Genomic DNA, 26214 nt, shown 5'->3' with positions numbered 1-26214 from the left:
ACCCCTTACTGCGCCTGCACACGCAGCTCAGCTGCGCTACGACTACGGTGACCCAACAGTGCTTTCACATCACTGGACTTCGGCTTAACCAGCGCGAATTTGGTTGAGAATACTGACCAGTTAGCCAGGATCTCTTCACCGCGCTGGGAACCGGTATGCTGCACATGCTCGGTAATCAGACCGCGCAGATGTTCTTCGTGGATGGCCAGGTCATCGACGTTCAGCACTTCCACCAGCTCCGGGTTCACGCGTTTGCGGAACTCGCCGTCTTCATCCAGCACGTAGGCGAAGCCGCCCGTCATGCCAGCACCGAAGTTAACGCCCGTTTTGCCCAGTACACAGACAATACCGCCCGTCATGTATTCACAGCCGTTGTCGCCAATGCCTTCTACCACGGTGATGGCCCCGGAGTTACGTACTGCGAAACGTTCGCCCGCGCGGCCCGCCGCATACAGACGACCGCCGGTCGCGCCGTACAGACAGGTATTGCCGATGATGCTGGCCTCATGACTGCGAAACGCTGAACCCACCGGAGGACGCACCGCCAGCAGACCGCCCGCCATGCCTTTACCGACGTAGTCGTTGGCATCGCCCGTCAGATACAGCTCCACGCCGCCCGCGTTCCAGACGCCGAAGCTCTGGCCTGCGGTGCCGCTGAAGTGCGCCTTGATCGGGTCAGAGGCCAGCCCCTGATCGCCATGCGTCTGAGCGATATAGCCAGAGAGCGACGCGCCCACGGAGCGGTCGGTGTTGCGAATGTCGAACCAGAAGGTTTTGCTCTGGCGCTCATCGACAAACGGCTTCGCCTGTTGCAGCAGTTGCGCGTTCAGCACGCCGTTATCAAACGGCGGGTTATGCTCGGTGCAGTACAGCGCTTTACCCGGATGAGGCTCAGCGGTTTCCAGCAGTCGGGACAGTTCCAGCTTCTGCTGCTTAGCGGTAAACCCTTCCAGCTCTTTCAGCAGGTCGGTACGGCCAATCAGATCCACCAGACGCTTCACGCCAAGCTGCGCCATCAGCTCGCGGGTTTCGCGGGCGATAAACTCAAAGTAGTTGGTCACTTTGAACGGCAGGCCGTGGTAGTGGTTCTTACGCAGTTTGTCATCCTGAGTCGCCACGCCCGTCGCGCAGTTGTTCAGGTGGCAAATACGCAGGTATTTACAGCCCAGCGCCACCATCGGGCCGGTGCCGAAGCCAAAGCTTTCCGCGCCGAGAATCGCCGCTTTGATGATGTCGAGGCCGGTTTTCAGGCCGCCGTCCACCTGCAAACGGATCTTGTGACGCAGACCGTTAGCCACCAGCGCCTGCTGGGTTTCCACCAGGCCCAGCTCCCACGGACAGCCCGCATATTTCACGGAGGAGAGCGGGCTGGCGCCGGTGCCGCCGTCATATCCGGCGATAGTGATCAGATCCGCATAGGCTTTCGCCACGCCGGTAGCGATGGTGCCGACGCCCGGTTCAGAAACCAGCTTCACGGAGATCATCGCTTTCGGGTTGACCTGTTTCAGGTCGAAAATCAGCTGCGCCAGATCCTCGATAGAGTAGATATCGTGGTGCGGTGGCGGAGAAATCAGCGTCACGCCCGGTACGGAATAGCGCAGTTTGGCGATGTACGGGGTCACTTTATCGCCCGGCAACTGGCCGCCTTCGCCCGGCTTCGCGCCCTGAGCGACTTTAATCTGAATGACGTCAGCATTGACCAGATACGCTGGCGTTACGCCGAAGCGGCCGGAAGCGACCTGTTTGATGCGCGACACTTTGTTGGTGCCGTAGCGCGCCGGGTCTTCGCCGCCTTCGCCGGAGTTGGAGTTACCGCCGATGCTGTTCATCGCTTCCGCCAGCGCTTCGTGCGCTTCCGGGCTCAGCGCGCCGATGGACATCGCCGCGGTATCGAAGCGTTTAAACAGCTCATTCGCCGGTTCAACATCGTTGATGCTGATGGCGTTATCGCCAGGATTGAGCGCCAGCAGATCGCGCAGCGTTGCCGCCGGGCGTTCGTTAACAAGCGCGGCATATGCCTGGTAATCGCAGTACTCGCCGCTCTGCACCGCCTGTTGTAGGGTGCGCACCACATCCGGGTTATAGGCGTGGTATTCGCCGCCGTGCACGTATTTCAGCAGACCGCCCTGATCCAGCGGTTTACGCGCCAGCCAGGCACGTTTCGAGAGGTTCAGCAGATCCTGCTGGAAGTCGGCAAAACCGGCGCCGCCAATGCGGCTGACCACGCCCTGGAAGCAGTGGCTCACCACGTCGTCATGCAGACCGACCGCTTCAAACAGTTTGGAGCAGCGGTATGAGGCGATGGTCGAAATGCCCATTTTGGACATGATCTTATACAGACCTTTATTGATGCCGTTACGGTAGTTCAGCATCACGGTACGGTAGTCTTTGGCGATGGCCTGGGTGTCGATCAGACGGCCTAGCGTCTCATAGGCGAGATACGGATAGATCGCCGTGGCGCCAAAGCCCAGCAGCACGGCAAAGTGGTGCGGGTCACGCGCGCTTGCGGTTTCTACGATGATGTTGGCATCGCAGCGCAGGCTCTTATCCACCAGACGAGTCTGTACCGCCCCGACAGCCATCGGCGCCGGAACCGGTAAACGGTTTTTCCCGATGTTACGGTCAGAGAGCACCAGCAAGACGGTGCCGTTACGCACCATCTGTTCAGCCTTATCGCACAGCGCTTTCACCGTTTCTTCGAGCGAGGTTTCCGTCACATCGAAGGTGATATCCAGCGTATCGGCGCGGTAATGCTCCTCTTTCATGGTAGTGAGCTGTTTGAAATCGGAGTACAGCAGAATTGGCGATTTAAAGCTCAGACGGTGCGCCTGTCCTTCCGCTTCGCAAAAGACGTTCATCTCGCGGCCAATACTGGTGGCCAGCGACATGACGTGCGCTTCACGCAGCGGGTCGATTGGCGGGTTGGTCACCTGCGCAAACTGCTGGCGGAAGTAGTCGTAAATAATGCGCGGCTGGCTGGAAAGCACGGCGAAGGGGGTATCATCACCCATTGAACCGACCGCTTCCTGGCCGTTTTCGCCCAGTACGCGGATGACGGAATCCAGCTCTTCGGCGCTGTAGTTAAACTGTTTCTGATAGCTGGCGAGCATGTCGTCGTCCAGCTCGCGGTTTCCGACCTGATCGTCGGCCAGATCTTCAAACGGCACCAGGCGGCGGACGTTCTTCTCCATCCACTCTTTATACGGATGGCGGCTTTTCAGATCGTCATCGGTTTCCGCAGAGTGCAGGATGCGCCCGCCACGGGTGTCGATCACCATCAGTTCACCGGGGCCGACGCGGCCCTTTTCCACGACTTCGTCAGGTTGGTAGTCCCAGATCCCCACCTCAGAGGCGCAGGTGATCAGTTTATCTTTGGTGATGACGTAGCGCGCCGGACGCAGACCGTTACGGTCGAGGTTACAGGCAGCGAAACGACCGTCGGACATCACGATGCCCGCCGGGCCATCCCACGGCTCCATGTGCATGGAGTTAAAGTCAAAGAAGGCGCGCAGGTCCGGGTCCATATCCGGGTTGTTCTGCCATGCGGGCGGCACCAGCAGGCGCATGGCGCGCACGATGTCCATCCCGCCTGCCAGCAGCAGTTCCAGCATGTTATCCAGCGAGCTGGAGTCGGAACCGGTCTCGTTGACGAACGGCGCGGCGGATTGTAAATCCGGGATCAGCGGCGTCTGGAATTTATAAGTACGGGCGCGCGCCCACTGACGGTTGCCGGTAATGGTGTTGATTTCGCCGTTGTGCGCCAGGTAGCGGAACGGCTGCGCCAGCGGCCAGCGCGGCACGGTATTGGTGGAGAAGCGCTGGTGGAACAGGCAAATGGCCGATTCCAGACGCAAATCCGCCAGGTCCAGGTAGAAGCGCGGCAGATCCGCCGGCATACACAGACCTTTATAGATGTTCACCAGGTTCGACAGGCTACAAACGTAGAAGTCTTTATCGTCCTGAAGGCGTTTCTCAATGCGGCGGCGGGCGATAAACAGGCGGCGTTCCATATCCCGGGGACGCCAGCCCGCAGGGGCGTTAACAAAAATTTGCTCAATACGTGGCAGGGAGGAGAGGGCGATTTCACCGAGGACACCTTCGTTGGTCGGCACATCGCGCCAGCCCACAATCGACAGGGTTTCCCGCTGTAATTCTTCTTCGACGATACGACGTGATGCCGCCGCCAGCTCAGGGTCCTTATTCAGGAAGAGCATGCCGACAGCGTAGTTTTTGGCTAAACGCCAGCCGCGCTCTTCTGCAACGATGCGAAAAAAGCGATCGGGTTTTTGCAGCAGCAAACCGCAACCGTCGCCGGTTTTACCGTCAGCGAGGATCGCGCCACGGTGCTGCATACGGGCCAGTGCGTGTATGGCGGTACGCACTACCTTGTGGCTAGGTTCGCCTTCTATGTGGGCGATCAGGCCGAAACCACAGTTATCCCTCTCAAGGGATTTATCGTACAACATATCAGTGAACCTCCCCAGGCTCTGCGGGACTCCCATCCGATACCGATTGCGCACGGGCACAGAAAGAGCGTGGCGACGGGGGTTGCGTATCATACGCTTACCTCGCATTCGCCCTCTTTTATCCTTTTCGCATCGGTAAATACGTTTAAGAGGGAATCTCAATTACTGCATAAATATGATGAGCAGGCTGCTCATCCAGAAAGCTTCCAGCGGATTTCCAACTTATCGGGAATCCACACACAGGTCAAATGGCAATCTTATTTATGCAAAAATGTGCTATAGATCGATTAACTTTATGAATACATTGAAAATAATGACTTTTTTACATTGATTTGATGCGGCATAAGCGCGGGGGAGAGTGTGATCTGTCTCACTATCATAACGGCCTGTTAACCCTTATCTCACCTTGATTATCCGTAATGCTTAGCATTTTATGCTGGTTTAAGCGGCGCAGGCATTTCATGATACTGTTTTTTAGCCAGTGTCATCAGAAGATAAAAAAAGTGTGCAGTTATAAGGAAAAGTAATTAGCTATGGAGTGAATGAAATTGCGGTAATTTTGCTTGATTATGCAATAAATAAAAGCCTGCCGGAGCGATTGATCCAGGTCATCGCCGACAAAGGCTAAAAATGGCAGGCTTTGGCCTCTTTTCAAGGCGCGGTCTATCAGATTATGCAGTTACAGAAATTAGTCAATATGTTTGGTGGGGATCTTTCTCGTCGTTATGGGCAAAAAGTTCATAAACTGACGTTGCACGGCGGATTTAGCTGTCCAAACCGCGATGGCACCATCGGACGTGGCGGGTGTACTTTCTGTAATGTCGCCTCTTTCGCCGATGAGGCGCAGCAGTATCGCTCTATTGCCGAACAACTGGCGCATCAGGCGCATCTGGTCAATCGCGCCAAACGTTATCTGGCCTATTTCCAGGCGTACACCAGTACCTTTGCCGAAGTGCAGGTGCTGCGTTCTATGTATCAGCAGGCGGTAAGCCAGGCCAGCATTGTTGGGCTGTGCGTCGGGACGCGCCCCGACTGTGTGCCGGATGCGGTGCTCGATCTGCTCTGCGAATATAAAGACCAGGGCTATGAAGTGTGGCTGGAACTGGGATTGCAAACCGCGCATGACAAAACGCTGCGCCGTATTAATCGCGGCCATGATTTTGCCTGTTATCAGCGAACCACCCAACTGGCGCGCGAACGCGGGCTGAAAGTGTGCTCGCATCTGATTGTGGGTTTACCCGGCGAAGGGCAGACGGAATGCCTGCAAACGCTGGAGCGCGTGGTGGAAACGGGCGTGGATGGCATTAAGCTGCACCCGCTGCATATTGTAAAAGGCAGCATTATGGCGAAAGCCTGGGAGGCGGGGCGCCTGAACGGCATTGCGCTGGAGGCGTATACGCTGACGGCGGGGGAGATGATCCGCCATACGCCACCGGAGGTTAGTTATCATCGCATTTCCGCCAGCGCCCGTCGTCCGACGTTGCTCGCCCCGCTGTGGTGTGAGAATCGCTGGACGGGCATGGTGGAGCTGGACCGCTATCTTAACGAACATGGCGCGCAAGGCTCCGCGCTTGGCACTCCGTGGATTCAGCCGGGGAGCTAACCACCCGTAGGCGTGTAGGCCTGATAAGCGAAGCGCCATCAGGCAGCCTGGCGCACATTGCCGGATGGCGGCTATGCCTTATCCGGCCTACCGCCTACCCGGTCATTTCACCGATAACCTCCGCATTTATTGCACAATTTTCAACGTACTGCTCAGAATTGAGTATTATTGTGCGAAGTTGTCGTGAAGGAATCCCCTATGAAGCAAATTCGTATGCTGGCGCAATACTATGTCGACCTGATGATGAAGCTGGGTCTGGTGCGCTTTTCGATGCTGTTGGCATTAGCGCTGGTGGTGCTGGCGATAGTGGTGCAGATGGCGGTCACCATGGTGTTGCATGGTCAGGTCGAAAGTATTGATGTCATCCGCTCCATCTTTTTTGGCCTGTTAATCACGCCCTGGGCCGTCTATTTCTTGTCGGTGGTGGTGGAGCAACTGGAGGAGTCCAGGCAGCGCCTGTCACGGCTGGTACAAAAGCTGGAAGAGATGCGCGAGCGCGATCTCAAACTCACGGTACAACTGAAAGACAATATTGCTCAGCTTAATCAGGAAATTGCCGATCGCGAAAAAGCGGAGGCTGAGCGCCAGTCGACCTTCGAACAGCTAAAAGTGGAAATCAAGGAGCGTGAAGAGACGCAGATTCAGCTTGAACAGCAATCCTCTTTCTTACGCTCTTTCCTCGATGCGTCGCCGGATTTGGTTTTTTATCGCAATGAGGATAAAGAGTTTTCCGGCTGTAACCGCGCGATGGAACTGCTGACCGGCAAGAGTGAAAAACAGCTCGTCCATTTAAAACCGGCTGACGTCTATTCCCCCGAAGCGGCGGAAAAAGTGATTGAGACCGACGAAAAAGTCTTCCGCCATAACGTCTCGCTGACCTATGAACAGTGGCTCGATTACCCGGACGGGCGCAAAGCGTGCTTTGAAATTCGCAAGGTGCCCTATTACGACCGCGTTGGTAAACGTCATGGCCTGATGGGCTTTGGGCGCGATATTACGGAACGTAAGCGTTATCAGGACGCGCTTGAACGCGCCAGCCGCGACAAGACCACGTTTATCTCTACGATCAGCCACGAGCTGCGTACGCCGCTGAACGGCATTGTCGGCTTAAGCCGCATTTTGCTGGACACCGACCTTACCAGCGAGCAGGAAAAATACCTGAAAACCATCCATGTCTCTGCGGTCACGTTGGGGAATATTTTCAACGATATCATTGATATGGATAAGATGGAGCGGCGTAAAGTCCAGCTGGATAACCAGCCGGTAGATTTCACCAGTTTCATGGCGGATCTGGAGAATCTCTCCGGCCTGCAGGCGCAGCAAAAAGGGCTACGCTTTGTGCTCGATCCGACGTTGCCGCTGCCGCATAAGGTGATCACCGACGGCACGCGTTTGCGCCAAATTCTGTGGAACCTGATCAGCAACGCCGTGAAGTTTACCCAACAAGGGCAGGTGACGGTGCGCGTACGCTATGACGAAGGCGATGTGCTGCATTTTGACGTGGAAGATTCCGGCATCGGTATTCCGCAGGATGAGCAGGATAAAATCTTCGCCATGTATTATCAGGTGAAAGACAGTCATGGCGGTAAACCCGCGACGGGGACCGGGATTGGCCTGGCGGTATCGCGCCGTCTGGCAAAAAATATGGGCGGCGACATCACCGTTTCCAGCCAGCCGGGTAAAGGTTCCGTCTTTACGTTAACCGTACATGCGCCCGCCGTGGCGGAAGAGGTCGAGGACACGCTGGAAGAGAATGACATGCCGCTGCCTGCACTGCATGTGCTGCTGGTCGAGGACATTGAGCTGAACGTCATTGTGGCGCGTTCAGTGCTGGAAAAATTGGGCAACAGCGTTGACGTGGCGATGACCGGGAAAGCCGCGCTGGAAATGTTCACCCCGGGTGAATACGATCTGCTGCTGCTGGATATTCAACTGCCGGATATGACGGGTCTGGATATCTCCAGAGAACTTACCCGCCGCTATGCGCGGGAAGAATTACCGCCGCTGGTCGCACTCACTGCTAACGTCCTGAAAGACAAGAAAGAGTATCTGGACGCGGGAATGGACGATGTGTTGAGCAAGCCGCTGTCGGTTCCGGCGTTAACCGCCATGATTAAAAAATACTGGGATACCCGTAACGAAGAGGAGAGCACTGTGACATCTGAAGAGAGCAGCAAATCGCAAGCGTTGTTAGATATCCCGATGTTAGAGCAGTATATCGAACTGGTCGGCCCGAAATTAATTACGGATGGACTGGCGGTGTTCGAGAAAATGATGCCGGGTTACTTAAGCATTCTGGAGTCCAACCTGACGGCGCGAGATACCAAAGGCGTTGTTGAAGAAGGCCACAAAATTAAAGGCGCGGCGGGCTCCGTCGGGTTGCGTCATCTACAGCAACTGGGTCAGCAAATTCAGTCGCCGGATCTTCCTGCCTGGGAAGATAACGTGGGTGAATGGGTTGAAGAGATGAAGCAGGAGTGGCAGCACGACGTCGCGGTGCTGAAAGCCTGGGTGGCAAACGCGGAAAAAAAATGACCCCGGATTGACCGGGGTGCGCGAATACTGCGCCAACACCAGGGAAATCGTGGCTGCGCCGTAAGTTATGATTGTTTTTTACACAGGCGCAGCTCTGCTTTTCAGGCCGCACGCAGTTAAGATAGCAAATCTTAAATGTTTTGTTACATGAATCAGTTAAATGTGTGAAGCGCAGCATTTTAATCAGAATTATTAATACGCTTCAGTAAGTTGCGAAAAGGATCATCACGATGAAAAAAATTGGCGTAGTGCTCAGTGGATGTGGCGTATACGACGGCGCCGAGATTCATGAAGCCGTTCTGACCCTTCTGGCGATTGCCCGCAGCGGCGCGCAGGCCATCTGCTTTGCGCCGGATAAACAGCAGGCTGATGTGATTAATCACCTGACGGGCGAAGCGATGGCGGAGACGCGAAATGTCCTGATCGAAGCCGCGCGCATTACGCGAGGGGAAATTCGTCCACTCGCTCAGGCGGTCTCCAGCGATCTGGACGCGCTGATTGTTCCGGGTGGATTTGGCGCGGCGAAAAACCTGAGTAATTTTGCCAGCCAGGGCAGCGAGTGCCGGGTAGATAGCGACCTGGCCGCGCTGGCAATCGCCATGCACCAGTCGGGTAAGCCGTTAGGGTTTATGTGCATTGCCCCGGCAATGCTGCCCAGGATTTTTGGTTTCCCGCTTCGTCTGACGATTGGCACCGATATCGATACGGCGGAAGTGCTGGAAGATATGGGGGCCGAGCATGTGCCATGTCCGGTTGACGATATTGTGGTGGATGAAGATAACAAGATTGTCACCACGCCTGCTTACATGCTGGCGCAGGATATTGCACAGGCGGCGACCGGCATTGAAAAACTGGTGTCTCGCGTACTGGTTCTGGCTGAATGAGTAAAGGGCGTTTCACTCCGCTGGCGTCCCTGCGCCGTTTGCTCCTGCGCATCCTTGTGGTGCTGGCGGTTTTTTGGGGCGGCGGCATCGCGCTGTTCAGCGTCGTTCCGGTGCCTTTTTCCGCAGTGATGGTGGAACGGCAGATTAGCGCGTGGCTGCAAGGCGATTTCGGCTATGTTGCGCATTCCGACTGGGCTGGCATGGATGCGATCTCGCCGTGGATGGGGCTGGCGGTGATTGCGGCGGAAGATCAGAAATTCCCGGAACACTGGGGCTTTGATGTTTCGGCCATTGAGAAGGCGCTGGCGCACAATGAGCGCAATGAAAACCGAATTCGTGGGGCGTCCACGCTTTCTCAGCAAACGGCGAAGAATCTCTTTTTATGGGATGGCCGCAGTTGGCTGCGTAAAGGGCTGGAGGCCGGGCTCACCGTCGGGCTGGAAACCGTCTGGAGTAAAAAACGCATCCTGACCGTCTACCTGAATATTGCGGAGTTTGGCGATGGCGTGTTTGGCGTGGAAGCGGCGTCGCAGCGCTATTTTAATAAACCTGCCAGCCGGTTAAGTATGTCAGAAGCCGCGCTATTGGCGGCGGTGCTGCCGAACCCTTTACGCTTTAAAGCGAACGCGCCTTCAGGCTACGTGCGTAGCCGTCAGGCGTGGATTTTGCGTCAAATGCGCCAATTGGGCGGCGAATCGTTTATGACGCGTAACCATCTGTATTAAGATTGCGCTGACGCGCGGCCTCAAGAGAGGGGAGCGGCAGCGCGCTTTTGTCTTCTTCCTGGCGGTTCATCTTCAGCGCCGCCACCAGACCCGGTTGGGCAATCAACCGTTCCCACTGTCTTTCCTGTTTGCGATGGCAAAACCAGGCTGACCAGCTTGCCAGCGGGATCAGCGTGCTCTCGCCGATGTTGTCGCAGATCACCGGGATCGCTTCGGATTCGCTAATGCGGTGACACAGAATATTTTGCGGCTTCAGGGTCATGGTGACGATGCGGTTATCGTAGATATAACGCTTGAGCGTTTTCAGCAACTGGCGCAGGACGGCGGCATCTTCGTCATTGCGGCACTGCGCTACAAATTCAGTCAGCGTGACGGACGGTTTGCCATCGAAATCGGTTATCACATCGTAGACGTAACCCGTACCACAATCGGTCTCTACCGTACCGTGATAGCGCGGGATGCCGCTCCAGTCTTGCAGGTAACGTGACAGATGCGCGTAATATTTCAGCTCACGGCGGATCTCTTTCTTGCCGCTGCGGTCGGCATTGTAAATGATCTTAATGCAGCGTTGGGCATCTCCCGGATGCGCATAACATTTACGATGGCGTCCGGTGCCCAGGGGATTTTGTTCAGATAAAAGTATCATGAGATCTCCTGGTAATGTTGCTAATAGAACCAGTATGAACGCTCAACTTAAATAGAACGTAAACAACCCCTCTTAAGGTTTTCTTAAGGTTTAATCAGGACGGAAAAGCGCACGGAATGTACAATATCGACGCAGGCAGAAAGACGAGGGAATAAAAAAAACGCCGGGTGGCGTTTTCTGGGGGAAAGGAAGAGACGAAAGCGAAATGGCCTAATCTTCGTCGAATCCTGAATTGAACAGCGCGATCACCGCCGCCAGCGCTTCGACCTCCTGCGGGCCGGTGGCTTCAATTTCTATCTGGCGACCTTTAGCAGAGTCCAGCATCAGCAGGGCGATGACGCTATTGGCTTCGGCTTCGGTTCCTTCATCATTGCGTAACAGCACTTCGGCCTCAAAACCCTGCATTAATTCAAACAGTTTCATCGCAGGCCGGGCATGCATACCCAGCTTGTTTGTGACTTCTACAGTCTGCTTCACGGTCATGTTTTGCGTTTTTCCAGCGTTCTATGGCGTGACTGCACGTTCTTACCGCGTGAACGGAAGTAGTCTGCCAGCTGTTCTGCAATATACACCGAACGGTGTTTCCCGCCGGTACAGCCGATGGCTACGGTGAGATAGCTACGGTTGTTTGTCTCCAGCATGGGTAACCATAACTCAAGATAGCTGCGAGTCTGGTAGATAAAATTGTGTACTTCTGTGTGCCTGTCGAGGAATGCCGCAACCGGTTTATCGAGGCCGGTCATTGGACGCAGTTTCGGGTCCCAGTGCGGGTTAGGCAGGAAGCGCACGTCAAAAACATAATCGGCATCGATTGGAATACCGTGCTTGAAGCCGAAGGACTCGAACACCATTGTCAGCTCGCGTTCGCGCTTGCCCAGCAGACGGGTACGCAGCATTTCCGCCAGTTCATGCACGGACATTTCAGAGGTATCGACAATCAGATCGGCGCGGGAACGCAGCGGTTCCAGCAGATCGCTTTCCTGGTCGATGGCGCTCTCCAGGGAGAGATTTTTGCTGGAAAGCGGATGCAGACGGCGCGTATCGCTGTAACGGCGAATCAGCGTGTTGCGATCGGCATCAAGGAACAGAAGCTGTGGTGAAAACGCATCGGGCAGGTTGTTCATCGCCTGCTCGAAAATTTCAGGGGACTCAGGCATGTTACGCACGTCAATGCTGACGGCCGCAGAAATCTGGCGATCGGCCAGCGTACGAGCCAGATCGGGCAACAGCACCACGGGGAGGTTGTCCACGCAGTAAAAACCCATATCTTCCAGCGCACGCAGGGCGACAGATTTCCCTGACCCTGAACGACCGCTGACGATCATCAGTACCATGTACCGTTTCTCCTCACAACAGATGCCATTGGGTGGTTATGCCTCATCCTTTCCACCTTCGGTGTCAGTGATGATTTGATACAGCTCTTCGTCACTCTGCGCGGCGCGCAGACGGCGGCAGATGGTTTTATCCGCCAGACGTTTAGCGACCAGCGACAGTGTATGCAGATGCGTTTTGGTCTGATCTGCGGGCACCAGCAGGGCGAAAAGCAGATCGACCGGTTGATTATCAATGGCATCGAAAGCGATAGGCGTTTCGAGTTGGACGAACACGCCGACGGCGCGCAGCGTATCTTCTTCCAGCTTGCCGTGCGGGATGGCGATACCATTGCCAATGCCGGTACTGCCCATTTTCTCACGCGTCAGGATTGCTTCAAATACCACCTGCGGAGGCAGGCTGAGCTGTTTTGCCGCCAGTTCACTGATAATCTCCAGCGCACGTTTTTTGCTCTGGCAGTGAACGCCGCTGCGCGTACATTCCTGGTTAAGTACGCTGCTCAGTTGTAGAGTCGTATCGTTATTTGTCATAATTTCACCTAAGAACCTGTTCCATCAGGATGATTCCTGATGAGGCAGATTCGGAGCGCTAACTGTACAAATGGCCTGTTGTGCGTCACAACAGGCCGTCCTGCACTCGCTAACTGCCCGGACAATTAGTGTTGTTTCAGTTTATCTTTGTGTTTCGTTAGCTGCCTTGCCAGTTTATCGATCAAACCGTCAATGGCGGCATACATATCCTGACCTTCCGCGCTGGCGTGAATTTCGCCACCGTTTACATGCAGTGTCGCATCCGAGATGTGTGTTACCTTCTCCACTTTCAAAACAACGTAGACCTGATTAATCCTGTCAAAATACTGCTCAAGTTTGGCGAATTTGGTTGAGACAAAGTCGCGCAGGGCTTCAGTAATTTCGACGTTATTTCCAGTGATGTTGAGCTGCATAGTGTCTTCCTTATCGGTTGGTTCAAACCAGCTGTTTGCGCTGATTGGACGGCGGAATGGATAAAGACTCTCGGTACTTCGCAACGGTGCGGCGCGCCACCATGATACCCTGATCCGACAACATAGAGGTTAACTTGCTGTCGCTCAGCGGCTTCGCGGGGTTCTCCGCAGCAATTAATTTCTTCACCAGCGCACGTATCGCCGTGGAAGAGGCTTCGCCTCCGCCTTCGGTATTCACATGGCTGGAAAAGAAATACTTCAGTTCAAAAATGCCGCGTGGACTGTGCAGATACTTCTGCGTGGTCACACGGGAAATCGTCGATTCGTGCATCTCGACGGCCTGGGCGATGTCCGCCAGCACCATCGGTTTCATAAACTCTTCGCCTTGCTCGAAGAAGGCCTGCTGCTGCTCAACAATACAGCGGCTCACGCGTAACAGGGTGTCGTTGCGACTTTCCAGACTTTTGATCAGCCACTTCGCATCCTGAAGGTTGCTGCGAATGAACTGGCTGTCGGCATCATTACGCGCGCCGTTGCACAGGGCGGCATAATGTTGATTGATCTGTAGACGGGGAATGCTGTCGCCGTTCAGCTCCACCATCCAGTAACCGTTATGCTTACGCACCAGCACATCCGGGATCACATATTCAGGTTCGCCGGTCTGGATAGACTGACCCGGTCTGGGATCGAGCGACTGGATAAGATTGACCGCCTCTTTCAGTACCTCTTCTTTCAGCCGCGTAACGCGCATCAGGGTGCGGAAGTCATGATTGGCCAGCAGATCGAGGTGATCGCTGATGATCAACCGGGCGTCTTCCAGCCAGGGCGTGGATTTATCGAACTGTGAGAGCTGGATCAGCAGGCAGTCACGGAGATCTTTCGCCGCCACGCCGATGGGATCGAAGCGCTGAACGCGTTTGAGTACCGCTTCTATTTCATCGAGGCCGATCTCTTCATCGCCGATGCTTTCGAGAATGTCATCCAGCGAAATGGTGAGATAGCCGGTATCATCAACGGCATCGACAATTGAGGTGGCAATCGCGCGATCGGTATCCGAGAACGGAGTCAGCCCGACTTGCCACATCAGGTAGTCCTGGAGGGACTGCGTGGTTTCGCCCTGGTACACCGGCAGCTCGTCGTCGATGTAGTCGCCGCTGGTGCCGGACGGCGTACCTGCGGTGTAAATCTCATCCCAGCTGGCGTCAAGCGGCAGCTCTTCGGGCATCTCTTTCTGTTCGAGCGCGTCTGCGGTATCCAGGGCTTCGTTGTCCTGGGTTTCGCGCGTGTCGATTTCATCGTGAAGATCGGTTTGCTCAAGCAGCGGATTACTCTCCAGCGCTTGCTGAAGTTCCTGCTGAAGTTCCAGCGTAGACAACTGCAACAGACGGATGGCCTGTTGTAGCTGGGGCGTCATCGCCAGTTGTTGGCTGAGCCTGAGTTGCAAACCTTGCTTCATGTTCAGAGTCGTTTTCTCCCGCTGTGACGTCGCAGTCTTCTACCCTATCAGAGTCTGAAGTCTTCCCCAAGGTATACGCGCTTAACGTGCTCGTCTTGCAGGATTTCTGTCGGTGTGCCGTGTGCGATCAGATGCCCCTGGCTGACAATATACGCGCGTTCACACACCGCCAGCGTTTCACGAACGTTGTGGTCGGTAATCAGAACGCCGAGACCGCTGTCGCGCAGGTGCTCGATAATGCGTTTGATGTCGATGACGGAAATCGGGTCAACGCCTGCAAACGGTTCATCCAGCAGGATAAATTTCGGATTTGCGGCCAGCGCGCGGGCAATCTCCACACGGCGGCGTTCACCGCCGGACAACGCTTGTCCGAGGCTGTCGCGCAGATGCTCGATGTGGAACTCTTCCATCAGTTCATTGGCACGGTCTTCACGCTGTTCGGTCGTGAGATCGTCACGAATTTGCAGCACCGCCATCAGGTTATCAAACACGCTCAGACGGCGGAAAATGGAGGCTTCCTGCGGTAAATAGCCAATACCGCGACGCGCGCGGGCATGCAGCGGCAGCAGGCTGATGTCTTCATCGTCAATAATAATGTTGCCAGCGTCGCGCGGCACAATGCCCACCACCATGTAGAAGGTAGTGGTTTTACCTGCGCCGTTCGGCCCGAGCAGACCGACGATCTCCCCGGAATTCACGGTCAGGCTGACATCTTCCACCACGCGACGGCCTTTATAGGCTTTCGCAAGATTCTTTGCAGTTAATGTTGCCATAACGAATTAGTTACCCTTCTTCTGTGCCGGGGCCTGGTCTTTGTTTTTGTCCTGCAACTGCGACGGCACCAGAACCGTCGTTACACGTTTGCCTTTTTCGCTGAACGCCTGCATTTTCTGCTCTTTCACCAGGTAAGTGATCTTATCGCCGGTGATGTTGCTGTCGAGCTGCTCCAGGTAGGCGTTACCGGTCAGGACGACGAAATCTTTCGCCAGCTCATAATGCATTTTTTGGGCATGGCCTTTTACCGGCTTGCCGTTGTCCTGCATCTGATAAAACGTCGCCGGGTTGCCGAAGCCGTCGATCACCTCTTTGCCTTGCTCGCCGCCCGGACGGGTGACGACCACTTTGTCGGCATTGATTTTGATGGTGCCCTGAGTCACGACGACATTTCCGGTAAACGTCACCACGTTACCCTGCATATCCAGTGACTGCTGGTCCGATTCAATATGAATCGGTTGTTCGGTATCGCCGGTGACCGCGAACGCCGGAAGACTGGCGGCCAGAAGTGTGCTGGCAAGCACAAGATTAAGGCTGAGTTTGTTTGTTTTGAATTTCATAGGAGGTTCTAACCTTTTCAATCAGCTCGGCGTTCTTGCTGCGTAAGTTGCCGCGCATTTTCAGTCCGCTGGAGTTAAATGTTGTTCCGTATAACGTGACCAGATCTTCAGAGGTGACATCCTGCGTCACCAGGTTGATCGTCGCGTTATCCGTCGTGATTCTGCGTAGTTGAGCGTCAGGCGCCAGCGCATTGACTTCAACGTGACCATACAGATAGAGCATCCGGTCTTCGGTCAATTTCGCCTTATCCGCTTTAATCGACCATGTCGGGACTTTATCTTTATCAAAGGTGGTTAATACCGGTTGGGTAAACCACGAAAGCGCCTGTTCTGAATAATATTCAACGTGCTGCGCAATAAGACGATAGTTCAACGCGCCTTCCGGGCTATAGACGACCGTATCGGTATGCTCGCTCTTATAAGTCGGATCGCTGGTGTTCACCACAACCTGAGCAGGATCGTCTTTATCCGCCAGATTAATTCCGATCAACACCAGTACGGCCAACGACAGTAGAATGATAACCCAACGTCTGGTTTTACTCATATCGATTGCCCTTTGGCCTCATCAAGCTTACCCTGCGCCAGCAAGAGTAGATCGCACACTTCCCGCACCGCGCCGCGTCCACCGGCGATATGCGTCACATAGTCGGCGCGAGGGATCAGGAGCGGATGCGCATCAGCGACCGCAACGCTCAGACCCACTTTTTCCATCACCGGCCAGTCGATCAGATCGTCACCGACGTAAGCCACATTTTCAGGCGCAACGCCCAGCTTATCGAGCAGGTCGCCAAACGCGATAAGTTTGTCCGACTGCCCCTGATAGAGATGCGTGATCCCCAGGGTGGCACAGCGATCTTCTACAAGTTTAGCCTTTCGTCCGGTAATAATAGCGACCTCAATCCCGGAAGTGAGCGCACAGCGAATGCCGTAGCCATCACGGACGTTAAAGGCCTTCAGCTCTTCACCGTTGTTGCCCATATAAATCAGACCATCAGACAGCACGCCATCCACATCGAGGATGAGCAGACGGATGTTTTCCGCCTGGGCGATAACCTGTGTACTGACGGGGCCATAACAGGTCGCAAGCGACGCACCTGCTTTACTCATTTCTTTTATCCTTGAGTTTCTACACTACGCCTGCACGCAGTAAATCATGCATATGTAACACACCCAGTAACTGGTCGCCATCAGCAACCAAAACGGAGGTGATATGACGGGACTGCATTAAGTTCAGGGCGTTAACGGCGAGAATACCGGGGCGAACGCGAATTCCCCCTGGCGTCATGACGTCGGCAATCCCTAACTGGCGAACATCCACACCCATATCGAAAACACGACGCAAGTCGCCATCGGTAAAGATGCCGTCAATCTTCATTGTGTCATCACAAATGACGGTCATGCCGAGATTTTTACGCGTAATTTCCAGCAGGGCATCACGCAGGCTGGCGTTTTTATTCACATGCGGGATTTCATCGCCGGTGTGCATGATATCGTTAACGCGCAGCAGAAGTTTACGGCCAAGTGCGCCGCCCGGATGCGACAACGCAAAATCTTCGGCGGTAAAGCCGCGGGCTTTTAATAACGCGACCGCGAGCGCATCGCCCATGACCAGCGTAGCCGTGGTGCTGCTGGTCGGCGCCAGACCCAACGGGCAGGCTTCTTTCGGCACTTTAACACACAGATGCACATCCGCCGCACGCGCCATGCTGCTTTCTGGCCGCCCGGTGATACAAATCAGCGGCACCTGCAAGCGTTTGAGAACCGGGATTAATGCGGCAATCTCATTGGATTCGCCAGAGTTGGAAATCGCGATCACCACATCCTGCGAGGTGACCATGCCGAGATCGCCATGCGCGGCCTCGCCTGGGTGAACAAAAAAGGCGGAAGTGCCAGTGCTGGCAAAGGTGGCGGCCATTTTCCGCCCGATATGACCTGATTTTCCCATCCCCATGACAACGACTTTGCCTGTGCACGAGAAGATTTTTTCACAGGCGAGCGTGAAGTTCTGGTCGATGTATTGGTCAAGCTCCGCCAGGCCTTCACGTTCAATCTCCAGGACGTCTTTGCCTGCTTTCTGAAAGTCAAAACCCGGTTGTAACGCTAAGTGCGACATAGTCCGTTTTCCCGTTATCCAATAAGAAGCGGCGATAGCCAGTACAGCATCGCCAGCCATACGATAAAACCGCCGGTCAGCAGCACGCCAGCGCCCCGACCAATCTGGCGCGGACGCCGCCAGCACAGCAATGCCAAAACAATGCTCACTAACAGCATCACGCTATAGTCACGCCCAAACGCCAGCGGGTTGACGTCGCCTGGCGTAATCAATGCAGGCAGCCCCAGAACGATGGCGATATTAGAAATATTGGCGCCGATAATGTTGCCAATGGCGATATCATTTTCACCTTTGCGGATGCCCGCGATCGCCGTCGCCAGCTCCGGCAGGCTGGTGCCAATCGCAATCACCGTCAGGCCGATAGTCAGTTCGCTCATGGCGAAGTAGTTCGCCAGTACGGTGGCGTTATCAACCACCATCCGCGTCGCCATCGGCATAATAATCAGCGCGATACCCAGCCACAAAAACGCGACGGGTAAGCCGCCTTCGCGCGGCAGTTCCGCCACCTGCTCCCGGGTGAGGCTGTCATTTCCCTGCCGCTCCGCCAGGCGCGCGATCTTAACAATGAACAGCAGCCATAGCACGGCCAGCAGCAGAAGAAAGATTCCGTCGCTACGGCTCAGCTCGCCATCGTGCAGGACGGAACCCGCCAGCACACTGACAAATAACATTAGCGGCAATTCGCGGCGCAAAACATCAGAATGCACGGTAAAAGGGTGAAACAGCGCCGCTAGGCCCAGAATCAGCAAGATATTGATGATGTTGGAGCCGAGCGCGGTGCCTACGGCTAAGTCCAGTTGCCCGTGAAGCGACGCGGCAACCGAGACAATTATCTCCGGTAATGATGTTCCGATACTGACGACCGTCATCCCGATAATGAGCGGAGGAATCCCCACTGCCCGGCACAAAATCGATGCGGCAAACACCAGACGATCGGCGCTGTAGACCACCAGAAGTAAACCAATAATTAACAGCGCCGTAGCTAAAAGCATCTAAAGTCCTTTCTTCAGGTATACTCGCCGGTCCACTGGAGGGATCTTCTGGAAGCCGTAACGAAGTCTTAATTTTGACTTTATGCGGCTAAAAAGTAAAACAAATGCCAGCTTTAGCTAACCAGGGCAGGTAATATTCTGTAAATATGTTGGGTTCATGGCTAAATTCAGCGCCATGCTTAGATCAACAAGGCGATACAAAGGATGAATCAATGGGTCAGTCTGTGGCGAATTTAGTCGATATGCGCGACGTCAGCTTTTCGCGTGGCGACCGCTGCATTTTCGATAATATTTCCCTGACCGTGCCACGCGGGAAGATCACGGCGATCATGGGGCCATCGGGGATCGGTAAAACCACGCTGTTACGACTGATTGGCGGACAGATCCCGCCGGATAGCGGGGAAATACTGTTTGATGGCGAAAACGTACCTGCTATGTCTCGCTCGCGGTTGTACACGGTACGAAAACGGATGAGCATGCTGTTTCAGTCGGGGGCGCTGTTCACCGACATGAACGTGTTTGATAACGTAGCCTACCCGCTGCGGGAGCACACGAATTTACCCGCGCCGCTGTTGAAAAGCACGGTGATGATGAAACTGGAAGCCGTTGGTCTGCGCGGCGCGGCAAAGCTCATGCCCTCTGAACTGTCCGGGGGGATGGCGCGGCGTGCGGCATTAGCCCGTGCTATTGCGCTGGAACCCGACCTCATTATGTTCGATGAGCCGTTTGTGGGTCAGGACCCGATTACGATGGGCGTACTGGTGAAGCTGATTTCAGAACTGAACAGCACGCTGGGCGTAACCTGCGTTGTCGTGTCCCACGATGTGCCGGAGGTGCTGAGCATCGCCGATCACGCCTGGATTATGGCGGACAAAAAAATCGTGGCGCACGGTAGCGCGAAGGAACTGCAAGAAAATGCCGACCCGCGCGTCCGCCAGTTCCTGGACGGTATTGCCGACGGGCCGGTTCCGTTCCGCTATCCGGCGGGCGATTATCACTCCGATTTACTCGAAACAGGGAGTTAAGCCACTCATGCTGTTAAATGCGCTGGCAGCGCTTGGACACCGGGGGATCAAAACCCTCAGAACGTTCGGGCGTGCCGGGTTAATGTTATTCAATGCGGTGATTGGTAAGCCGGAATTTCGCAAGCATGCGCCACTGCTGGTGCGTCAGCTCTATAATGTGGGCGTCCTGTCGATGCTCATTATTATCGTCTCTGGCGTTTTTATCGGCATGGTGCTCGGGTTGCAGGGCTATCTGGTTCTGACGACCTACAGCGCGGAAACCAGCCTGGGTATGCTGGTGGCGCTTTCATTGCTGCGTGAACTGGGGCCGGTTGTCGCGGCGTTGCTGTTTGCCGGGCGCGCAGGGTCTGCGCTGACCGCAGAAATTGGTCTTATGCGAGCGACTGAGCAGCTCTCCAGTATGGAAATGATGGCCGTCGATCCGCTGCGCCGGGTGATCTCTCCGCGCCTGTGGGCGGGGGTGATTTCGCTGCCGCTGCTGACGATTATCTTCGTGGCTGTTGGCATCTGGGGTGGATCGCTGGTTGGCGTTAGCTGGAAGGGGATCGATGCCGGTTTCTTCTGGTCGGCGATGCAGGATGCCGTCGACTGGCGTCTGGATCTCGTGAACTGTTTGATTAAGAGCGTGGTGTTCGCCATCACGGTAACGTGGATTGCGCTGTTCAATGGGTATGACGCGATTCCGACCTCTGCCGGGATTAGCCGCGCAACCACGCGCACCGTTGTGCACTCGTCTTTGGCCGTTCTGGGTCTGGATTTTGTGTTGACCGCACTGATGTTTGGGAATTGAGTTCATGCAAACGAAAAAAAGTGAAATTTGGGTAGGGATCTTCTTGCTGGTTGCGTTGCTGGCGGCGCTGTTTGTTTGCCTGAAAGCGGCCAATGTCACCTCAATGCGCACGGAGCCGACCTACACGATTTATGCGACCTTCGACAATATTGGCGGCCTGAAAGCGCGCTCTCCGGTGCGCATTGGCGGGGTGGTTGTCGGCCGGGTTGCGGATATCTCGCTGGATCCGAAAACCTACCTGCCGCGCGTCACGCTGGATATTGAAGAGCGCTATAACCACATTCCTGATACCAGTTCGCTGAGTATCCGCACCTCTGGCCTGCTGGGGGAGCAATATCTGGCGTTAAACGTCGGGTTTGAAGATCCTGAACTGGGAACGTCTATCCTCAAAGATGGAGACACTATTCAGGACACCAAGTCCGCGATGGTGCTTGAAGACATGATTGGTCAGTTCCTTTACAACAGTAAAGGGGACGACAATAAGAATTCTGGCGATGCGCCAGCGCCAACTGAAGGCAATAATGAAGCGACACCGCCTGCGGGCGCAACAAATTAATCACAGGAGAATCGATGTATGTTTAAGCGATTAATGATGGTAGCGCTGCTGGTCATTGCACCGTTGAGCGCGGCAACCGCGGCGGACCAGACTAACCCGTATAAATTGATGAATGAGGCGGCGCAGAAAACCTTCGATCGTCTGAAAAACGAACAGCCGAAAATCCGTGCCAACCCGGATTACCTGCGCGACGTCGTTGACCAGGAACTGCTGCCGTATGTGCAGGTGAAATACGCGGGCGCGCTGGTACTGGGTCGTTACTACCGGGAGGCGACGCCGGCGCAGCGTGACGCCTATTTCGCGGCGTTTCGTGAATACCTGAAACAGGCTTATGGTCAGGCGCTGGCGATGTACCACGGCCAGACTTACCAGATTGCGCCGGAACAACCGCTGGGCAATGCGACCATCGTGCCGATCCGCGTGACGATCATCGATCCGAATGGCCGTCCTCCGGTTCGACTGGATTTCCAGTGGCGTAAAAACACCCAGACCGGTAACTGGCAGGCTTATGACATGATCGCGGAAGGCGTCAGTATGATCACCACAAAACAGAATGAGTGGAGCGATCTGCTGCGTACCAAAGGCATCGACGGCCTGACCGCGCAGTTGCAGTCAATTTCTCGTCAGAAAATTTCGCTGGAAGAGAAAAAATAATGACGCAGTCACTTAGCTGGACGCGCGAAGGTGACACGCTGGCATTAGCGGGAGAGCTGGACCAGGACGTGCTGAACCCTCTGTGGGATGCGCGCGTTGATGCGATGAAAGACGTAACCTGCATCGATCTGAGCCAGGTCTCCCGGGTGGATAGCGGTGGTCTGGCGTTACTGGTGCATCTTGTCGATCAGGCGAAGCGACAGGGCAACAGCGTTTCGCTGCAAGGGGTAAACGAGAAGGTTTACACGCTGGCGAAGCTCTATAATTTGCCTGCTGACGTGCTTCCACGTTAATTTTTGTAGGCCGGGTAAGGCCTTGTGCCGCCATCCGGCAAAACCCCTAAGGGGGATTTGACACCAAAGCCTTGCCTGATTTATCAGCTGGGCTTTTTGCTTATTTATGACAGCGCCACTTTGCTCTAAGATGTTGGGCTGTTTTCCCTATTTGACGAATGAAGAGCCCATGGAAAATCATGAAATTCAGAGCGTGCTGATGAGCGCACTCTCCCTCCAGGAAGTCCACGTCTCTGGCGATGGCAGTCACTTTCAGGTTATCGCCGTGGGTGAGATGTTTGACGGCATGAGCCGGGTCAAGAAGCAGCAGTCTGTTTACGGCCCGTTGATGGAGTTTATTGCGGATAACCGTATCCATGCCGTATCGATCAAAGCGTATACCCCAGCGGAATGGGAACGCGATCGCAAACTTAACGGTTTTTGAGCGACGGGCGACACGCCGGTAGCAGATATGAATTCTTAACAGAGAACAGAATAATGGATAAATTTCGTGTACAGGGGCCGACAACGCTCCAGGGCGAAGTCACAATTTCAGGCGCTAAAAATGCCGCATTGCCGATCCTTTTCGCGGCGCTGCTGGCAGAAGAGCCGGTAGAGATCCAGAACGTTCCAAAGCTGAAAGACATCGATACGACGATGAAACTGCTCAGCCAGCTTGGAACGAAAGTGGAACGTAACGGTTCTGTCTGGATCGACGCCAGCCAGGTCAACATCTTCTGCGCGCCTTATGAACTGGTAAAAACCATGCGTGCATCGATTTGGGCGCTGGGGCCGCTGGTGGCGCGTTTTGGTCAGGGGCAGGTTTCTCTGCCAGGCGGCTGCGCCATCGGCGCGCGTCCGGTCGATCTGCACATCACTGGCCTGGAACAACTGGGCGCTGAGATCAAGCTGGAAGAAGGCTATGTGAAGGCGTCTGTTAATGGTCGCCTGAAAGGCGCGCATATCGTGATGGACAAAGTCAGCGTCGGTGCGACGGTGACCATCATGTCTGCGGCAACGCTGGCCGAAGGGACCACCGTGATTGAAAATGCCGCGCGTGAGCCGGAGATCGTCGATACCGCGAACTTCCTGGTGACGTTGGGAGCGAAGATCAGCGGTCAGGGCACCGATCGTATTACCATTGAGGGCGTTGAGCGTCTGGGCGGCGGCGTATACCGTGTTCTGCCCGATCGCATTGAAACCGGCACCTTCCTGGTCGCGGCGGCGATTTCCGGCGGTAAAATCGTCTGCCGTAACGCGCAGCCGGATACGCTGGATGCCGTACTGGCTAAACTGCGTGACGCCGGAGCGGATATTGAAACCGGTGAAGACTGGATCAGCCTGGACATGCATGGCCAGCGTCCGAAAGCTGTGAATGTGCGTACCGCGCCGCACCCGGCTTTCCCGACCGATATGCAGGCGCAGTTCACGCTGTTGAACCTTGTCGCGGAAGGGACGGGTTTCATCACGGAAACCATTTTCGAAAACCGCTTTATGCATGTGCCTGAACTGATCCGTATGGGCGCGCACGCGGAAATCGAGAGCAACACCGTGATTTGCCACGGCGTTGAAAAACTCTCCGGGGCGCAGGTGATGGCGACCGACTTGCGTGCGTCTGCGAGCCTGGTGCTGGCGGGATGCATTGCAGAAGGCACGACGCTGGTCGATCGTATTTATCACATCGATCGTGGCTATGAGCGCATTGAAGACAAACTGCGCGCGCTGGGCGCGAATATTGAGCGTGTGAAAGGCGAGTAATTTTTTCCGCATGCACTGGTAGCCCCTTGTTCGGGGGCTACCGTTCAGAGCGTTATCCGTTCCTTACTTCTCTATTTCCCTTTTCGAGCCCGCATCAGACGCGTTCTGTCAATGAACTCATGGGTTTCTGGGTCATGATAGCGCGACGGCCAGATCACCCAGGGTTCTGTACCCAGCGCCTTCGCAATGATGAGCTCTCCTTTCGGCCACGGTCGGGTCAGGGCGTTTGCCAGCGTCGAGGAACTTAATCCATTCTTGCGTGATTCCGCCGCCATAGATGTCCCTTTTTTACGTAATCCGGCAATGATGTCTGCGGGATGCCAGTCAATGAGTTTATTTTCCATTATTCCCTCACTCCTTCGGTCAGTCAGTCGCTTGCGGCCTGGATAATCAGCCTGTGAGAAATACTATACGCCAGGTGATAGTATTGCTCTAATATGTTCCTGTAAAGAGTATGCATATTCATAAAATGTGACAGCATACGTGCGATGGGAAAAGGGCTGGGAAAGAAATGAGTAACTGGAATTTACTGGAACTTAAAGATTCATCCCGCGCAGAGCACGGGATGAGAAGGGAGGGTTAACGATCGCGTTGTACGGCGATGTGCGCCAGACCGATCAGGGCTTCGCGCCACGGCGTATCAGGCAGAATCTGTAGGGCGGCGATGGCTTTATCGGCCTCGTCTTCTGCACGCTGACGCGTCCATTCCAGTGAACCGCAGGCGGTCATGGCTTCCAGAACGGGTTCCAGAAGGTGGCGACCATTGCCTTGTTCAATGGCGGTACGGATCATTTGCGCCTGCTCTGGTGTACCGTTACGCATGGCGTGCAGCAGCGGCAGCGTTGGTTTTCCTTCGTTGAGGTCATCGCCGACATTTTTACCTAACTGCTCGCCATCAGCGCTGTAATCGAGTAAATCGTCAATCAGCTGAAAGGCCGTACCGAGATAACGACCATAATCCTGCAACCCTTTTTCTTGCTCAGGAGTACAGCCAGCAAGAAGACCGGAACACTGCGCCGCAGCTTCAAACAGGCGCGCCGTTTTGCTGTAAATCACGCGCATGTAATTTTCTTCGGTGATGTCCGGGTCGTTGACGTTCATCAGTTGCAGCACTTCGCCTTCGGCGATGACGTTCACCGCTTCTGACATTACCTCCAGCACTTTCAGCGAGCCAAGGCTGGTCATCATCTGGAACGCGCGGGTGTAGATAAAATCACCGACCAGGACGCTGGCGGCGTTGCCAAATGCTGCATTCGCCGTTGCCTTCCCACGACGCATATCGGATTCATCCACAACATCGTCGTGTAGCAGGGTGGCGGTGTGGATAAACTCGATTAAGGCAGCGATCGTGACGTGCGCATTTTCCTGATAACCAACGGCGCGCGCAGCGAGTACGGCAATCATCGGGCGGATACGTTTTCCGCCGCCGCTAACGATGTAATACCCTAACTGATTGATCAGTTGGACGTCGGAATTGAGCTGTTCAAGGATTGTCGCATTGACACCCGCCATATCTTGCGCGGTTAACTCATTGATTTTTTCTAAATTCATCGCAAAAGCCGGGCTTATCGCCCCGATTAACTCATCATGGGATGAGATAACTAAGGGTTTAGGGTTAGGAATATATGCTGATTGTACTGAAAAAACGGCGCAGATAAACGTTACCGTACACGTTGTGTTTTTTTTCTTCATGTATTGACGGTAGCACTTGTCAAAGGCTCGCGTTTTGCGTAATATTCGCGCCCTATTGTGAATATTTATAGCGCACTCTGAATCATTGAAAAGGCGTGCGCGGAAGCGGAGTTTTTTATGTACGCGGTTTTCCAAAGTGGTGGTAAACAACACCGAGTAAGCGAAGGTCAGACCGTTCGCCTGGAAAAGCTGGACATCGCAACTGGCGAAACTATTGAGTTCGCTGAAGTTCTGATGATCGCAAACGGTGAAGAAGTCAAAATCGGCGTTCCTTTCGTTGATGGCGGCGTAATCAAAGCTGAAGTTGTTGCTCACGGTCGTGGCGAGAAAGTTAAAATCGTTAAGTTTCGTCGTCGTAAACACTATCGTAAGCAGCAAGGCCACCGTCAGTGGTTCACTGATGTGAAAATTACTGGCATCAGCGCCTAAGACCTGAGG

27 protein-coding genes are annotated in these 26214 nt (G+C 54.8%); 12 read left to right on the top strand and 15 right to left on the bottom strand.

What is annotated here, in order from left to right:
• Positions 1 to 5 precede the first annotated feature (5 nt).
• A complete protein-coding gene (gltB, locus tag CKO_RS19690) occupies positions 6 to 4466 on the bottom strand; it encodes a glutamate synthase large subunit (RefSeq protein ID WP_024130988.1) in 4461 nt (1486 codons plus the stop codon).
• A 673-nt stretch (positions 4467 to 5139) separates the two neighbouring features.
• On the opposite strand from gltB, the gene mnmL reads away from it, so the two are divergent.
• From mnmL to mtgA, 4 genes are all read left to right on the top strand, one after another.
• On the top strand, positions 5140 to 6069 hold the full coding sequence (gene mnmL, locus CKO_RS19680; protein ID WP_024130987.1) for a tRNA modification radical SAM protein MnmL/YtqA: 930 nt from the start codon (positions 5140 to 5142) through the stop codon (positions 6067 to 6069).
• A 198-nt stretch (positions 6070 to 6267) separates the two neighbouring features.
• Positions 6268 to 8604: an aerobic respiration two-component sensor histidine kinase ArcB gene (gene arcB / locus CKO_RS19675; protein ID WP_012135343.1), complete on the top strand. Its 2337-nt coding sequence runs from the start codon at positions 6268 to 6270 to the stop codon at positions 8602 to 8604.
• Between the two features lie 230 nt (positions 8605 to 8834).
• Entirely contained in the window at positions 8835 to 9488 is a 654-nt protein-coding gene (elbB, locus tag CKO_RS19670; protein ID WP_012135342.1) for an isoprenoid biosynthesis glyoxalase ElbB, read from the top strand.
• Positions 9485 to 10213, top strand: coding sequence for a monofunctional biosynthetic peptidoglycan transglycosylase (gene mtgA, locus CKO_RS19665; RefSeq protein ID WP_012135341.1), 729 nt, complete (start codon positions 9485 to 9487; stop codon positions 10211 to 10213). The genes elbB and mtgA overlap by 4 nt, the downstream gene beginning before the upstream one ends.
• Here the strand turns inward: mtgA and yrbL are convergent.
• The 12 genes from yrbL to CKO_RS19605 form a co-directional block, all read right to left on the bottom strand.
• Positions 10188 to 10859 (bottom strand): PhoP regulatory network protein YrbL, encoded by a 672-nt coding sequence (yrbL, locus tag CKO_RS19660; RefSeq protein ID WP_012135340.1) that lies wholly within the window; start codon positions 10857 to 10859, stop codon positions 10188 to 10190. The genes mtgA and yrbL overlap by 26 nt on opposite strands.
• Positions 10860 to 11069: 210 nt before the next feature.
• On the bottom strand, positions 11070 to 11342 hold the full coding sequence (npr, locus tag CKO_RS19655) for a PTS phosphocarrier protein NPr (protein ID WP_012135339.1): 273 nt from the start codon (positions 11340 to 11342) through the stop codon (positions 11070 to 11072).
• Positions 11339 to 12193 (bottom strand): RNase adapter RapZ, encoded by an 855-nt coding sequence (gene rapZ / locus CKO_RS19650; RefSeq protein WP_012135338.1) that lies wholly within the window; start codon positions 12191 to 12193, stop codon positions 11339 to 11341. The genes npr and rapZ overlap by 4 nt, the downstream gene beginning before the upstream one ends.
• 36 nt (positions 12194 to 12229) lie before the next feature.
• On the bottom strand, positions 12230 to 12721 hold the full coding sequence (gene ptsN, locus CKO_RS19645; RefSeq protein WP_012135337.1) for a PTS IIA-like nitrogen regulatory protein PtsN: 492 nt from the start codon (positions 12719 to 12721) through the stop codon (positions 12230 to 12232).
• A 125-nt stretch (positions 12722 to 12846) separates the two neighbouring features.
• Positions 12847 to 13134, bottom strand: a complete 288-nt coding sequence (hpf, locus tag CKO_RS19640; protein WP_012135336.1) for a ribosome hibernation promoting factor — start codon at positions 13132 to 13134, stop codon at positions 12847 to 12849.
• Between the two features lie 22 nt (positions 13135 to 13156).
• Positions 13157 to 14590, bottom strand: coding sequence for an RNA polymerase factor sigma-54 (gene rpoN / locus CKO_RS19635; RefSeq protein WP_012135335.1), 1434 nt, complete (start codon positions 14588 to 14590; stop codon positions 13157 to 13159).
• Positions 14591 to 14637: 47 nt separating this feature from the next.
• Positions 14638 to 15363 carry an LPS export ABC transporter ATP-binding protein gene (gene lptB / locus CKO_RS19630; protein ID WP_012135334.1) on the bottom strand — a complete coding sequence of 242 codons (726 nt, stop codon included), beginning with the start codon at positions 15361 to 15363 and terminating at the stop codon, positions 14638 to 14640.
• Positions 15364 to 15369: 6 nt separating this feature from the next.
• Positions 15370 to 15924, bottom strand: coding sequence for a lipopolysaccharide ABC transporter substrate-binding protein LptA (lptA, locus tag CKO_RS19625; protein ID WP_012135333.1), 555 nt, complete (start codon positions 15922 to 15924; stop codon positions 15370 to 15372).
• Entirely contained in the window at positions 15893 to 16468 is a 576-nt protein-coding gene (gene lptC, locus CKO_RS19620; protein WP_012135332.1) for an LPS export ABC transporter periplasmic protein LptC, read from the bottom strand. Before lptC ends, lptA begins: the two co-directional genes overlap by 32 nt.
• Complete coding sequence (kdsC, locus tag CKO_RS19615; RefSeq protein WP_012135331.1) at positions 16465 to 17031, bottom strand: 3-deoxy-manno-octulosonate-8-phosphatase KdsC; 567 nt, start codon at positions 17029 to 17031, stop codon at positions 16465 to 16467. Before kdsC ends, lptC begins: the two co-directional genes overlap by 4 nt.
• A 19-nt stretch (positions 17032 to 17050) precedes the next feature.
• Positions 17051 to 18037 (bottom strand): arabinose-5-phosphate isomerase KdsD, encoded by a 987-nt coding sequence (gene kdsD, locus CKO_RS19610; protein WP_012135330.1) that lies wholly within the window; start codon positions 18035 to 18037, stop codon positions 17051 to 17053.
• Positions 18038 to 18051: 14 nt separating this feature from the next.
• A complete protein-coding gene (locus tag CKO_RS19605) occupies positions 18052 to 19029 on the bottom strand; it encodes a calcium/sodium antiporter (protein ID WP_012135329.1) in 978 nt (325 codons plus the stop codon).
• 212 nt (positions 19030 to 19241) lie between these two features.
• Between CKO_RS19605 and mlaF the strand changes: the two genes are divergently transcribed.
• From mlaF to murA, 7 genes are all read left to right on the top strand, one after another.
• On the top strand, positions 19242 to 20054 hold the full coding sequence (mlaF, locus tag CKO_RS19600; protein WP_012135328.1) for a phospholipid ABC transporter ATP-binding protein MlaF: 813 nt from the start codon (positions 19242 to 19244) through the stop codon (positions 20052 to 20054).
• Between the two features lie 7 nt (positions 20055 to 20061).
• The gene (mlaE, locus tag CKO_RS19595) at positions 20062 to 20844 is read left to right on the top strand and encodes a lipid asymmetry maintenance ABC transporter permease subunit MlaE (RefSeq protein WP_012135327.1); all 783 of its coding nucleotides are present in this window, start codon (positions 20062 to 20064) and stop codon (positions 20842 to 20844) included.
• A gap of 4 nt (positions 20845 to 20848) precedes the next feature.
• Positions 20849 to 21400 (top strand): outer membrane lipid asymmetry maintenance protein MlaD, encoded by a 552-nt coding sequence (mlaD, locus tag CKO_RS19590; RefSeq protein ID WP_012135326.1) that lies wholly within the window; start codon positions 20849 to 20851, stop codon positions 21398 to 21400.
• An 18-nt stretch (positions 21401 to 21418) separates the two neighbouring features.
• Positions 21419 to 22054 carry a phospholipid-binding protein MlaC gene (gene mlaC, locus CKO_RS19585; protein ID WP_012135325.1) on the top strand — a complete coding sequence of 212 codons (636 nt, stop codon included), beginning with the start codon at positions 21419 to 21421 and terminating at the stop codon, positions 22052 to 22054.
• Entirely contained in the window at positions 22054 to 22347 is a 294-nt protein-coding gene (gene mlaB / locus CKO_RS19580) for a lipid asymmetry maintenance protein MlaB (protein WP_012135324.1), read from the top strand. The genes mlaC and mlaB overlap by 1 nt, the downstream gene beginning before the upstream one ends.
• A gap of 169 nt (positions 22348 to 22516) precedes the next feature.
• Positions 22517 to 22771, top strand: a complete 255-nt coding sequence (gene ibaG, locus CKO_RS19575) for a BolA family iron metabolism protein IbaG (protein ID WP_024130986.1) — start codon at positions 22517 to 22519, stop codon at positions 22769 to 22771.
• A 53-nt stretch (positions 22772 to 22824) separates the two neighbouring features.
• On the top strand, positions 22825 to 24084 hold the full coding sequence (gene murA, locus CKO_RS19570) for a UDP-N-acetylglucosamine 1-carboxyvinyltransferase (protein WP_012135322.1): 1260 nt from the start codon (positions 22825 to 22827) through the stop codon (positions 24082 to 24084).
• A 71-nt stretch (positions 24085 to 24155) separates the two neighbouring features.
• Here murA and sfsB read toward each other — a convergent pair whose 3' ends face one another.
• Together sfsB and ispB are read right to left on the bottom strand one after the other, a co-directional pair.
• Entirely contained in the window at positions 24156 to 24428 is a 273-nt protein-coding gene (sfsB, locus tag CKO_RS19565; RefSeq protein WP_012135321.1) for a DNA-binding transcriptional regulator SfsB, read from the bottom strand.
• 235 nt (positions 24429 to 24663) lie between these two features.
• Complete coding sequence (ispB, locus tag CKO_RS19560) at positions 24664 to 25635, bottom strand: octaprenyl diphosphate synthase (protein WP_024130985.1); 972 nt, start codon at positions 25633 to 25635, stop codon at positions 24664 to 24666.
• A gap of 258 nt (positions 25636 to 25893) precedes the next feature.
• Here ispB and rplU point away from each other — a divergent pair, with 258 nt between their 5' ends.
• A complete protein-coding gene (gene rplU, locus CKO_RS19555; RefSeq protein WP_000271396.1) occupies positions 25894 to 26205 on the top strand; it encodes a 50S ribosomal protein L21 in 312 nt (103 codons plus the stop codon).
• Positions 26206 to 26214: the final 9 nt, after the last annotated feature.

Origin of the sequence: Citrobacter koseri ATCC BAA-895 (genome assembly GCF_000018045.1) — a bacterium.
In the GTDB taxonomy this organism is placed as follows: Bacteria; Pseudomonadota; Gammaproteobacteria; order Enterobacterales; family Enterobacteriaceae; genus Citrobacter_B; species Citrobacter_B koseri.
Note: the sequence above shows the minus strand (reverse complement) of the source record. Positions and strands in the feature narration are given on the sequence as shown.